Genomic DNA, 12,717 nt, shown 5'->3' on the forward strand with positions numbered 1-12,717 from the left:
TTATTATGAACGTTCCATGCTCGTATAGATCAAGATCAGGCGAGCAAGTTCGATCACAGCAACAGCAGTTGCTGCTACATACGTCATTGCTGCAGCGTTCAATACTTTCTTAGCGTGCCGTTCTTCTTCGTTGCGGATGATATTATGCGACAATAGCTGGTCCATCGCGCGGTTCGATGCGTTGAATTCGACCGGCAAAGTCACCAACTGGAATAATACGCCTACCGCCAGCAGCGCAATCCCGATCAACATGGCGCCGCTGATTTGGGCGAAAATCCCGATCATGATGAAGATCCACGACATATTCGATGAAATATTGACCATCGGCACCATGCGATGGCGGAAACGCAGGAAGGAGTAATCCGTTGCATCCTGGATCGCGTGCCCGACTTCGTGTGCAGCAACAGCCGTGCCGGCTACCGATGGTTCATGGTAGTTATGGCTGCTGAGAGCAACCGTTTTCGTCATCGGGTTGTAATGGTCGCTGAGCATGCCGCGGCTTTCCACGACTTTTACATCGCTCAAGCCATTCTGGTCAAGAATGATGCGCGCCACTTCAGCACCTGTGTGGCCGGAAGTCGACCGTACTTTGGAATACTTCTTGTATGTGCTTTTCAGCTTCATTTGAGCCCAAATCGGCACAATCAACAAGACGATAAAATAAATTATATAGCCGCTCAATCCCATTTTATTGATCAACCTCTCTTTGTGTTTCTATATGTCCATTTTACTTGTTTTTCTGACTTTTGGTCAACTGATACGCCGTGGTTCCAGGTGGCGGTTCTGTGACGCCGTGAACCATGCGAACACGATGCAGGCAATCGACAGCCAGAACGTGAAATAACCGATTTGTGCGCTAAATTCGCTTAAGCTCGAGTAAATCGGCATCTGCCCAAACACATAATCAATGACGTCGTTATGTAAAGTCCAGATTGCGGCGAGTGCTACAGACAGATATCCGAAGCGGTAATGCTCAAAGTACAACACAGCTTGCAGCGCCATGGCAAAATGGGAAACGACGAGCATCCAGCCAAGCCAGCCGATCGACCCGGTATGCAGCAGCGTCAATAAATTCATGACGACAGCCCACAATCCATATTTGATCAAGGTGACAAAAGCGAGCGCTTCGATGAGTGAATTGTGCTTGCCGATGATCCATAGGCCGAGGACAATCGTGAAAAACAGGCTGGCCGTCGGGCTGTCGGGCACAAATATCAGGAATATCGGCTCCGTGATGCGCAATTGCCAACTGTACCAAATGTACCCATAGACCGTACCACCCAAATTTATGAAGAACAGCAATATCAAAAACGGCCGGAACATCAGCCAAGCAGAAATTTTTGCCGCGAACTCCACCATCCAATCTCCCTTTCCTGTGCAGAAAAAAAGAGCCGGTTTCCCGGCTCTTTTTCTGTAAGTTTATTCGGCTTCAAGGCCAGAGATGAACTCTGTCATGACTTGAAGGTCTTCTTCTGAACCATCCCATGATGGCGGCATTAATTGAGTGCCCCCATCTTCGATACCGTTCACGGCAATTTCAGCGATTTCTTCTGGTGACAGGCCAGTTCCGATCAAGCTCGGCCCGACTGCCCCTTCCAAATTGTCGCCGTGGCAGCTGATACATGCAGAAGCGGAATAGATTTCATATCCAGGATCCGCTGTATCGATTTCCACTTCTTCCGTGATTTCCCCTTGGCGAGCCGCTGCTTCCCAGTCATGGTTAGCGACGGATTCCCAAGTAAGGAAGACGATGGATGCGACCGCCAAAAGCATAAAGCCTGTCGGCAATGGGCGTTTGGACGGACGGCGTTCCGGTCCACGGTCAAGGAACGGAGCAAGCATCAAGGCACCGAACGCAAGGCCCGGTATGATGATTGCGCCGACGATGTTGAACGGTCCGGACGCAAATTCATATTTCAATAATTGGTATAAGAACAAGAAATACCAGTCTGGCAATGGAATATAAGCCGTGTCTGTCGGGTCAGCCTGGCCTTCAAGAGGCGATGGATGGGCGACAGTCAAGAGCAGATAGCCAATCAGGAAGACAGAACCGATCATCCATTCTTTTAGAAGGAAGTTCGGCCAGAAGGCTTCTGTTTTGCCAGGATATTCGGAGTAATCTTTCGGGATATTCGGTTTCCTGAACTCTTTGCTCGGAACACGTGAATCCCCTACAAATTTCATCCCTTTTCCGCGGTGCATAGTGTCCCCTCCTTAAAATCCTTGGTCAAGGATGAATTACAACGGTCCTGAAATACCTTGTCTTCTGATCATGATAAAGTGTGCTGCGAGCAACCCAAGCAAAGCAGCAGGCAAGAAGAAGACGTGGATCGCGAAGAAGCGAGTCAAAGTTTGTGCCCCAAGGATCGTTGAATCCCCTGCAAGCAAAATCTTGATCGTTTCGCCGATCACCGGTACAGAAGCTGCAATTTCAATCCCAACTTTTGTTGCGAACAATGCTTTCATGTCCCATGGAAGCAAATAACCTGTGAAAGATAGGCCGAGGATTACGCCAAACAGCATAACGCCGACTATCCAGTTGAGCTCACGAGGTTTCTTATAAGACCCTGTGAAGAATACGCGCAGCGTATGAAGGAAAATCATAACTACGACTAAAGAAGCTCCCCAGTGGTGCATCCCACGCACGATTTCCCCAAAAGCGACTTCATTCTGGAGATAATAAACCGACTGCCAAGCATTTTCGATATCCGGCACGTAATACATGGTAAGGAACATGCCAGACAGGATCTGGATGACTGTGATAAAGAACGTCAGCCCTCCGAAACAATAGACAAATGCTGAAAAGTGGTGTGCGGGGTTAACGTGTTCCGGTACTTCATGGTCTGCAATATCGCGCCAGATCGGCGTGATGTCCAATCGCTCGTCTACCCAATCATATAACTTGTTTAGCACTGGTGTCGTACCCCCTAACTATTAAACTAAAGTATTTGGTTTTACTTGTCCGATGGCCACAAAACCATCCTGCTCCTGAACGTCGTACTCATCAAGAGGTCCGAGCGGTGGCGTACCTGGAATGTTCTGGCCGTTTTTCTCATAGCGTCCAGCGTGGCACGGGCAGAAGAACTGTGTTGGCTGTTCTGGGTCCCCGCCCCAGTTGACTGTGCATCCCAAGTGTTTGCAGACAGGTGAAAGCGCGATTAGCTTGTCGCCCTCTTTGTACACCCATGCAGAATTCGTGACTTCAGATGTATACCATGCGTCCACTTGTTCAAATGTAAAGTCGACACGTACAGGCTCTTCTGTGATATCGGCAACAGCCTGGTCAGTCAAGACATAGTCCCCAGCGTCATGTTGCTGCAATACTGGATCGACTGCAAAACGCACCATCGGCATTAACATTCCCGCTGCCATGAAACCACCTACACCAGTCAGTGTGTAACCCAGGAATTGGCGTCGTGATACACGATTATTACTCATTCTTTTCCCCCCTCTAACATTCAAGGTCAGTCCAATGGACATACTCATTCAAATATAATTACTAGGACAACCTAATGATATATCAATCAAAACTTAAGGTCAATATTGCATTCAGTCTATTAGAACAGTTTGTGAACATTTCATGAATGATGTGTCCATTCTTTCGTGAACAGCGGCAGCACCTGGCGCAACTGGTCTTCCATGACCGATTTCTTGAAAGACTGGTCCATATCCCCGGTCGGGATGGCCGGCAGCCATAAAACATTGTCCAATTCCTCGACAGAACGCCATTTGGGGTCTGTGGTCAAGTAAAAAACGTGCTTGAATCCCGTTTCCGAAAGCTCTTTTTTCAATTGTCCGCCCAGTTCTGTTCGGTCTGCCGCCCGGACATAAGAAATAGGCGGAAGCAAAAGGATCCGCCCTTTGAATTGCTTTTCCAATATAACGGTTAAGGACTGCAAATATTCAGATGCCCCGGCACTCGCCTTCATGCCGGAAGCAGTCAGGTTTAATTCGATCAACGGGACGACCGCAGTATCGACATAGTCTTTTTGGCTATCATATAAATCGATGTCTTTGCTGTTAAAATGCATATCTTCAGTCACTCTCCATTTTTTTAGCCGATTTCACCGCTGACAGCAGGGCAGACAGTTCGAAGAACCGCTCTTTGTCCCCTGCGTCCAGCGCTTCGTCGATTTTTTTGAGGATCGTTTCTTCCTGGTAGGACGATAAACTTTCATCCAGTACCCTTTCGGCAAGCAACCGGTCCTGTTCGCTGATTGCGGCCCCTTTTGGCATATGCGGGTTTTCTTCCAGCACCGCGAGATATAGCGGTGCTGGCGGGATGCTCGGGAAATTCAATTGCACATATAAAGGTTCATCGGGATGGAGCCTAAGGTCGTGGAAAGACTTTTCGGCATCGGCAGTCATCAGCTTCCCTTTATAGAATTGGAATGGGACTTCCTTCGATTCAGTAGTCGACATGACCATGGCACGGGGGCAATAATGCGCTTCTTCCACAAAATGCGTCTTCTCCAGCAATTCATCGTTGCTCAGCAAATAATTGAGAATCCATATGCATTCGCGCCTTTTCATCTTATAGGACCCGAGGAACCAGCGGACGAATTGTTTTTTCTCGCCTACAGAAACAGATGCAGTCATACCGTCTCCCCCTTTCATTCAAACGATTGGAGCCAATCGAACCATTGCGGGTTTTCCGGTTCCAGCGCTTGCAGCTGTTTGATTATTTCGAGAGCGCGGCCGCGTTTCCCTTCTTCCACTAAAAATAAGGCGTAGGATTCGAGGAATTCAGGATCATCGGAAAATGCCGGATGGGCTTTTTCGTAATACTCCAAGGCTTTTCCGAATTGTTCTGTCCGGTCATAAGCCTTGGCGATCATAGGATAAAGTGCATGCCAGTCGTTGCCGCTTTCGACAGCCATCGAGGCGAGTTCAAGCAATTCTTCATCCCGTTCTTCTGTATGGAAATAAGAGATTAATGCGTAAAGAGCTTCCATATATTCGGGATCGAGCGCGATCGCCTGACGGAGCATTTCGACACCTTCTTCGCCTTTACCCAGCTTCAACGCGAGTTTGCCAGCGAACAAATACAATTCCTTGTCGAGCTCATCACGCGCGAGCCCTTCCTTGATGGCATCGTAAGCACGTTTATAGTCTTCCAACATATTGAAGCATTGCGCTTTCAATAAATAGGCAGAGAAGTAATCGGGATCGGCATCCAAAAGTTCATCGAGCCGCTTTACCGACAGTTCGTATTGTTTCGCCTGGAAAGCGGCAAATGCAGCGCCGTATAATACATCTGGCTGTGCTTCGTCTTCCAGCGCACGCTCATAATAAGGCAAAGCTTCTTCGTAAGCCGCACCGGCGCTATAGACTTCAGCCAAGCGCTCGCTCAAGTTGACGCCCTCGATCTTGACATTGCGGCTTTCCAATTCCTGATAGATCCGCGCAGACTCCAAGTAGCGCCCGGAGTCGAGCAAAAGTTCCGCTTTTGCCTGCTGCAGGAGCGGTTCGTCCGGCATCAGCCCGATCGCTTCATCCAGGCGCAATTCCGCTGCCTCGAGAAGGCCTTGCAGCTGAAACAGATCCGCTAATGTAACGAGTGCTTGAGGGTATAGTTCATCATCTTTGGGAATCGCCATCAACTCGTTCAGTGCCTCATCTTCACGGTCGGCATCGATCAGCAGTTTGGAACGGTCGACACGCAATTGCGCCTCTTCCGGAAACATATACTGAAGATGTTCCACGACACGCAGCGCCTCCTCGATAAAGCCGATCTCCTGCAGCCATTCCATGACTGCATATTGTTCGTCGGGATCGCCTTTCAGCAAATACTGTTCGAGCATTGCGTCAAGTGCAGCCGTATCTCCCGCCTGCACCGCTTCTTGGATATTTTGTAAAGTTGCCATTTGCATCACCTATTCTTTGCCGTTATATAGTTATCGTACACGAAACCATCATTCTAGCATAATAAAAACTCCCCCGAAGGAGAGTTATTGCGCCAGCTTATCCAGATGTTCAAAAAAGTTCGGATAGGAGATCGAAATACATCCTGGGTCATCAATCGTCACGGGGCTGTCGGCAATGAGCGCAGCGACTGCTGCCATCATGCCGAGACGGTGATCGCCGTAACTCTTCATTTCCGCGCCATTCAATGGAGTCGGGCCTTGTATGACCATCCCATCTTCCGTCGCTTCGATATCGGCACCGAGTTTTTTCAGCTCAGTGACGACCGCCTGGATGCGGTCGGTTTCCTTGACGCGCAATTCTTCCGCATCGCGGATGACAGTCTTCCCTTGAGCCTGCGTCGCCACAAGCGCAATGAGCGGGATTTCATCGATCAATCTTGGAATGACGGCGCCTCCGATTTCAGTGCCCGTCAAGGAAGTGCTGCGGACCCTTAAATCGGCCGCCAACTCCCCTTCAGGTGTATGGCCCGTTGCCTGGATGTCTGCACCCATGGCTTCGAACACATCCAGCAAGCCTGTTCTCGTCGGATTAACCCCGACGTTTTTCAATTCGATTTCACTGCCTTCAGCAATAAGCGCGGCGCCGATCAGAAATGCAGCGGATGAAATATCACCTGGCACCTGGACGTGAGCGGCACGCAATTCCTGGCCGCCGGTCATTGAAATGACATCTCCAGTGCGCGTAATGTCCGCACCGAAATGCTTCAGCATGATTTCTGTATGGTCGCGGGACGGCACAGGTTCGCGGACGGTCGTCGTCCCTTGTGCCGACAATCCAGCGAGCAGCACTGCGGACTTCACTTGCGCGCTTGCGACAGGCATCGTATAGTCGATCGCCTGAAGGGCTGTCCCTTGGATGGCGAGCGGCGTGAAATGCCCGTTGGCGCGACCGCGGATATCCGCCCCCATCAAGCGTAGGGGTTCGACGATGCGCTTCATCGGCCTGCGGGCGATGGATTCATCCCCGGCCATGACCGAATGGAAATCCGTGCCCGCGAGCAAGCCGAGCATCAAGCGCGTCGTCGTGCCGGAATTTCCGGTATCCAATACGACATCCGGCTCTTTCCATGCTTTACGTCCGCCGCTTTCCACTGTCACATGGTCGCCATCTATTTGGATATCAATTCCGAGAGAACGAAAACAGCTGATGGTGCTCAGACAGTCATCTCCCATCAGGAAACCTTCAATGGTCGTCGTTCCCTGTGCCAGCGCACCGAACATGATGGCTCGGTGTGAGATGGACTTATCCCCAGGCACTTGAACGCTGCCCGTTAGCGCAGGTTTTGCGTAGCTGATCGTTTTGGACATGAATTTCATTCCTTTCAGGAGATATACGTATCGTAAGCGGTGCGTTCGGAAAAAACGCGTTGCGCACTTTCCCGGTCTTGCGCTGTCTGGAAACTAAGCACGAGAATCCCGAAGACATCTTCACGGGTTTCCAGAATCCTCAAATTGACGATGCTGATATTGGCTTCCGCCAAATAGCCCGTCATCTCCGAAATGATTCCCGGCACATCCGGAATATCGATGTAAAGGTCGAACACGGAATACATGGCCCCGTGCCCCGCAACCGGCAATTCATCGCGCGTTTTTTTGGCTTTAGCGAAAAACCGGTGAATCGGCTCGGGTTCATTGTTTTGCAGGATCTCGCGCAAATGCGCCATCTGGTCCATCCAATGGTCCAGCTGCTCGACAATCATTTCATTGTTTTGTGTCGTGATGTCACGCCACATATCTGGATTTGCAGAAGCGATGCGCGTCGTGTCGCGAAAACCGCCCGCTGCGAGCTGACGCGCAAAGGGGAATTGCTCTTCGCGGTCCAGCTGATGGACCAAGGCAGCGGCGATCAAGTGCGGGAAGTGGCTGACGATCGCCGTCATATGGTCGTGTTCTTTCGCTTCCAGCACTTTGATTTTCGCTTTGGTGACAGACAGTAGGGCTATCAGCTTGTCGACCTCTTCCTCTGCGGTTTCCTTGCCGGGTGTCAAGATGTAGAAGGCATTTTCGAACAACATCTCTTTGGCGGCTTCAACACCGCTTTTATGGGAACCGGCCATCGGGTGCCCACCAATGAAAGTGTGATCCAGTTTTTCAGCAGCTTCCATGATTTGTGCTTTAGTGCTGCCTGTATCCGTCAATATGACATTTTCCTTTAAATCCCAGTATTTGCTTTGTTCCATTAATTTGACAGTCGCCCCGACCGGTGTGGCAAAAATGATGACATCAGCCGCAGCGGCTGCCTGTTCGAGAGAAGGCGGAGCGCTTTGGGTGATGCCCATCTTAAAAGCTTTTCTGGCAGTCAATGCGTCGGCGTCATAGCCCGATACATGAACACCTTCATGGCGCTGCAATGCTTTTGCCAGCGATCCGCCGATCAACCCGAGGCCGATAATGAGGATTTCTGTTTTCACGCTTGGCTCACCTGGCTTTTTTGCGATAGGTCGGGACGCAGTTTTACAGCGTCATTCATGTAGATATGTTGGATTTTATCCTGGGCAAGTTTCGTATTGACATGCATCATGACACGGATGCATAATGGCATACTGCCCGGTACATCCATTTCATGTGTGCACATGACCGGCACGTAGGTCCAGCCTTCGATGGTGCGTACGGCTTTCGCGGGAAAAGCTGCAGAAATATCCGTCGTCGTCGACACGATGACCGAAGCCACTTCATCCGGTTCGATGCCGTTTTCCTTGGCCATTTCCAAGACCAGGCGGCGCGTTTGCTCCAAAATTTCAGGCGCTTCATCTTTCGTGATGGTGATGGCGCCTCTGACTCCTCGAATCATCAGATCATCTCCTTGATCGTTTTTCTCAGCTTGCCGTAAGCCGCTTGCGCTCGTTGTTCCGTGATGGTTTCCATAAACGGCTGGCCCACTGCTTCAAGCAAGACGAAGTTCAGTGCTGCAGCCGTCGATTTTTTATCTTTTTTCATATAGGGCAATAGTTCATCAAATGGCATGTCAAGCAATAGCATGAGTGGGTAACGGTTCGCTTTCGCCCAGTTCAAAAAACGCGGCAATTGCGGGCTTTCGGATAATTCTAGCGCATAGGCCATGCCGAGCACGACTGCTTCGCCGTGCGTCAGTTTGCCATAGCCCAAATGCGCTTCGATGGCATGGCCCAGCGTATGGCCGAAGTTGAGGAATTTACGGACACCGCCTTCGAATTCATCTTCTTCGACAATCGCCGATTTGACGGCAATCCCTTTCTCCAGATGCCCCTCGAGGCCCTGGCCGAACATTTTGCTTAAATCCTCATAGGCTAAAAGTTCATCCAGCCACCCTTCGTTTGAAATGAACGCATGCTTAATCACTTCAGCCATCCCAGAGCGGATTTCGTTTTCAGGCAGCGTTTGAAGAAAATCGGCGTCGTAAACAACCGCATGCGGCTGATAAAAGGTTCCGATCATATTCTTGCCAAGCGGGTGGTTAATAGCGGTTTTCCCGCCCACCGCGCTGTCATGCGCCAAGATCGTTGTCGGCACCTGGACGAAAGGCACTCCGCGCATGAATGTTGATGCGACAAAGCCTGCCAGATCCCCGACTGCGCCTCCCCCGAATGCGAGAATAACCGTGTTGCGCGAGCAATTCTCTGTCAGCAAAAAGCTATGGCAATCCATAAAGGTTTCAGCGGATTTTGCCTCTTCACCTGCCGGTACTCGGAAAACTTTCGGCTGAAAATCAGCCAGCGCTTCGAATAGCTGAGGCAAATGCAATTCAGCTACCCGGCTGTCAGCGATTACAACTACTTGATCGGCTGCAGCGAGCAAATCACGATAGTGCTGCCCCAGCAGTCCAACCGCCCCTCGCCCGATATGCACTATATATGGATGCTCAGTCTCGACGCGCAACTCCCTCATGGATTAAAACTCCTTTGTATAGGCTTTATAGCTTTCGATGTTTTCTTTCAATCGCGGCAATTGATCCGCGTCGAATTGTTCGAGCAATGCGTTGGCCGCTTCAAAAGCGACGACGTGTTCAGCGACGATCGAAGCTGCAGGGACTGCACAGCTGTCCGAGCGCTCGATGCTTGCCTGGAACGGCTCTTTCGTTTCGATGTCCACGCTCTTCAAAGGCTTATAGAGCGTCGGGATCGGCTTCATTACGCCGCGTACGATGATCGGCATGCCAGTCGTCATCCCGCCTTCAAAACCGCCGAGATTGTTCGTGCTGCGGCTATACCCGTTCTCTTCACTCCACACGATTTCATCATGCACTTCACTGCCCGGGCGGCGTGCCATCTCGAACCCGAGGCCGAATTCCACCCCTTTGAATGCATTGATGCTCATGACAGAAGCCGCGATTTTCGCATCCAGTTTGCGGTCATAATGTACATAGCTGCCAATCCCAGCTGGCATGCCTTCCACGATGACTTCGACCGTGCCGCCGATCGAGTCGCCATTTTTCTTCGTGGCATCAATCAAATCGGTCATTTCTTTCGTTTTGGAAGCATCCGCACAATAGACAGCATCCTGTTCGACGATGTCCCGGATTTCATCTGCCGATTTTCCGAGATAGCTTGCCGGGTCGACTTTAATGCCGCCGATTTCTGTCACATGTGACACGATCTTGACGCCAAGTTCAGCGAGAAGCTGCTTGGCCACTGCACCGACCGCCACGCGCACAGTCGTTTCCCGGGCAGAAGAGCGCTCCAATACGTTGCGCAGGTCACGGTGGCCGTATTTCATGCCCCCGTTCAAATCAGCATGTCCCGGACGCGGGCGCGTCAATTGGCGTTTCACTTCATCGGTTTCTTCAATCGGCTCGATGCCCATGACATTCGTCCAATGCTTCCAGTCGTCGTTCTTGACGACCAATGCGACAGGCGACCCCAAGGTCTTCCCGTGCCGGACTCCGGAGACGATTTCCACCGTATCTGTTTCGATCTGCATGCGGCGGCCGCGGCCGTGGCCTCCCTGGCGCCGTTTCAACTCTTTATTGATCATTTCCGCCGTCAAAGGCAGTTGTGCCGGCAACCCTTCAATAATGGCGGTCAATTGTGGACCGTGTGATTCTCCTGCTGTTAAATAACGCATGTACGCTTTCTCCCTTCAACGTGCTAAAGTATTTAACTATCACTATACCATATGGCATTTGTTCAATTCTATCCTAAATATGAAGAAAACTAAACATTCTAATAGCAACAAACCCGCGCCACTAAAAGAAACCGCTTTCATTTTAGCTTTTGCGACAATGCCCAATCGCTTTCCTGAAATAAAAAAATGCGGCCGATTGCGCGGCCGCATTTTTCAGAATCCGGATCAGTTGACCCAGCTATTCATTGTTTTTTCATAAGATACCAATTCTTCCTCTTTGAAGAACAAGCCGATTTCGCGCTCAGCGCTTTCAGCTGAATCGGAACCGTGGATCATGTTTTTGCCGACAGTGACTGCGAAGTCGCCGCGGATCGTTCCTGGAGCTGCATCTTTCGGGTTTGTAGCTCCCATCATTTGACGCGCAGTCAAGATGACGTTTTCGCCTTCCCAAACCATTGCGAAAACTGGACCGGAAGTGATGAAGTCTACTAGTTCGCCGAAGAATGGGCGCTCTTTGTGCTCGCCGTAATGCTGTTCAGCAAGCTCTGTCGGGATTTGCATCAATTTAGCACCTGCCAAATGATAGCCTTTTTTCTCGAAACGGGAAACGATTTCACCGATGACATTGCGTTGTACACCATCAGGTTTTACCATCAAAAATGTTTTTTCCATTATAGAACACTCCTCTGTTAAAAAGCTCGGGCATTTAGCCCACCTTAAAAAATACTATCATTGTCCGAACATTTGTCAACTGGAAACTAAAACTTTCGCTTGCCGATGAAGAATGCGATTTTGCGCATCGTTTTTGTCGCCGTCCCTTTCGGTAAATGTTCCAATTCTTTCAACGCCTTCTCCAAGTAACGTTCACTCATCCGCTTCGCTTCATCCACCGCTGCGCTTGTGCGGATCGTGCGGACGATTTCCAGGCGCTTCTCATCTGAGATGTCCCGGTTCAAATTGTCGCGAAGCAGCCGGTAGATCATGGGGTTTCCGCGCGCGAAAAGGATCGGCAACGTAATATTGCCTTGGATAAAATCACTTCCCGCCGGTTTGCCCAATTCCTGGTCGCTGGCCGTAAAATCGAGGATATCATCGATGATCTGGAACGACATGCCGATGAAGTAGCCGAAACGGCGCAAATGCGCGGCGGTTTTTTCATCTGTCCCCGACACCAATGCCCCCAATTCGCAGCTCGACGAAATCAACAAGGCGGTTTTGCGTTTAATGCGCCGCAAATAATCCCGCAAACTTTGGTCGAGCTTGTATTTATGTTCAATTTGGATGATTTCCCCACGGCATACTTCGATCAATGTTTTCGACAGGATGTCATGGATTCTCGGTGATTCGATTTCTGTAATGCGTTCCAGCGCCCTTGCTAGGATGAAATCGCCCGTATACATCGCCACGCTATTATTCCATTCCGATTTGACGGTCGGGCGGCCTCTTCGGATTTCCGAATCATCTATGACATCGTCGTGGACCAGAGACGCCATATGTATAAGTTCCAAAGGCACAGCGACGCGCTGCAGCAATTCGACGTCATAGTTCCCGAATTTTCCTGCAAGCAAAACAAAAACAGGGCGGATCCTCTTTCCTCCGGCCTGCAATAAATGAAGAGAAGCATCATTTAATAGTACGGATTCGGAATCCACTGCCTGTTCCAATTCTTTTTCGATCAGTTCCAGCTCTGGTTTCAGGTCGGAATAGAGCAATTTCAACTTCATCTTTTCCACTTAATAACCTTCTCCCG

Annotated in this window: 15 protein-coding genes; all 15 read right to left on the bottom strand. The window is 50.2% G+C overall.

From position 1 onward, the window contains the following. Window positions 1-3: 3 nt before the first annotated feature. Window positions 4-687 carry a zinc metallopeptidase gene (locus BBI15_RS09200; RefSeq protein WP_068869287.1) on the bottom strand — a complete coding sequence of 228 codons (684 nt, stop codon included), beginning with the start codon at window positions 685-687 and terminating at the stop codon, window positions 4-6. A 63-nt stretch (window positions 688-750) separates the two neighbouring features. Next, on the bottom strand, window positions 751-1,359 hold the full coding sequence (gene lhaT / locus BBI15_RS09205; RefSeq protein WP_068869288.1) for a lipoprotein heptaprenylglyceryl N-acetyltransferase LhaT: 609 nt from the start codon (window positions 1,357-1,359) through the stop codon (window positions 751-753). A gap of 60 nt (window positions 1,360-1,419) precedes the next feature. Further along, entirely contained in the window at window positions 1,420-2,202 is a 783-nt protein-coding gene (locus tag BBI15_RS09210) for a menaquinol-cytochrome c reductase cytochrome b/c subunit (protein WP_068869289.1), read from the bottom strand. Window positions 2,203-2,238: 36 nt separating this feature from the next. Further along, window positions 2,239-2,913, bottom strand: a complete 675-nt coding sequence (gene qcrB, locus BBI15_RS09215; protein ID WP_068869290.1) for a menaquinol-cytochrome c reductase cytochrome b subunit — start codon at window positions 2,911-2,913, stop codon at window positions 2,239-2,241. Window positions 2,914-2,934: 21 nt separating this feature from the next. Then, window positions 2,935-3,438, bottom strand: coding sequence for a QcrA and Rieske domain-containing protein (locus BBI15_RS09220; RefSeq protein WP_068869291.1), 504 nt, complete (start codon window positions 3,436-3,438; stop codon window positions 2,935-2,937). Window positions 3,439-3,578: 140 nt separating this feature from the next. Next, on the bottom strand, window positions 3,579-4,031 hold the full coding sequence (locus tag BBI15_RS09225) for a YpiF family protein (protein ID WP_068869292.1): 453 nt from the start codon (window positions 4,029-4,031) through the stop codon (window positions 3,579-3,581). 4 nt (window positions 4,032-4,035) lie between these two features. Next, window positions 4,036-4,599 carry a ReoY family proteolytic degradation factor gene (locus BBI15_RS09230; protein ID WP_068869293.1) on the bottom strand — a complete coding sequence of 188 codons (564 nt, stop codon included), beginning with the start codon at window positions 4,597-4,599 and terminating at the stop codon, window positions 4,036-4,038. A 14-nt stretch (window positions 4,600-4,613) separates the two neighbouring features. Further along, entirely contained in the window at window positions 4,614-5,867 is a 1,254-nt protein-coding gene (locus BBI15_RS09235) for a tetratricopeptide repeat protein (RefSeq protein ID WP_068869294.1), read from the bottom strand. 84 nt (window positions 5,868-5,951) lie between these two features. Next, the gene (aroA, locus tag BBI15_RS09240) at window positions 5,952-7,235 is read right to left on the bottom strand and encodes a 3-phosphoshikimate 1-carboxyvinyltransferase (protein ID WP_068869295.1); all 1,284 of its coding nucleotides are present in this window, start codon (window positions 7,233-7,235) and stop codon (window positions 5,952-5,954) included. Window positions 7,236-7,249: 14 nt separating this feature from the next. Then, window positions 7,250-8,338, bottom strand: coding sequence for a prephenate dehydrogenase (locus BBI15_RS09245; RefSeq protein ID WP_068869296.1), 1,089 nt, complete (start codon window positions 8,336-8,338; stop codon window positions 7,250-7,252). After that, entirely contained in the window at window positions 8,335-8,718 is a 384-nt protein-coding gene (gene aroH / locus BBI15_RS09250) for a chorismate mutase (RefSeq protein ID WP_068869297.1), read from the bottom strand. The genes BBI15_RS09245 and aroH overlap by 4 nt, the downstream gene beginning before the upstream one ends. Continuing rightward, window positions 8,718-9,791: a 3-dehydroquinate synthase gene (aroB, locus tag BBI15_RS09255; protein WP_068869298.1), complete on the bottom strand. Its 1,074-nt coding sequence runs from the start codon at window positions 9,789-9,791 to the stop codon at window positions 8,718-8,720. Before aroB ends, aroH begins: the two co-directional genes overlap by 1 nt. A 3-nt stretch (window positions 9,792-9,794) precedes the next feature. After that, on the bottom strand, window positions 9,795-10,967 hold the full coding sequence (gene aroC / locus BBI15_RS09260) for a chorismate synthase (protein ID WP_068869299.1): 1,173 nt from the start codon (window positions 10,965-10,967) through the stop codon (window positions 9,795-9,797). Window positions 10,968-11,192: 225 nt separating this feature from the next. After that, window positions 11,193-11,639, bottom strand: coding sequence for a nucleoside-diphosphate kinase (ndk, locus tag BBI15_RS09265; protein WP_058380561.1), 447 nt, complete (start codon window positions 11,637-11,639; stop codon window positions 11,193-11,195). 86 nt (window positions 11,640-11,725) lie between these two features. Continuing rightward, window positions 11,726-12,700: a heptaprenyl diphosphate synthase component II gene (gene hepT, locus BBI15_RS09270; protein WP_084632813.1), complete on the bottom strand. Its 975-nt coding sequence runs from the start codon at window positions 12,698-12,700 to the stop codon at window positions 11,726-11,728. Between the last annotated feature and the right edge of the window lie 17 nt (window positions 12,701-12,717).

It is taken from the genome of Planococcus plakortidis, assembly GCF_001687605.2.
In the GTDB taxonomy this organism is placed as follows: domain Bacteria; phylum Bacillota; class Bacilli; order Bacillales_A; family Planococcaceae; genus Planococcus; species Planococcus plakortidis.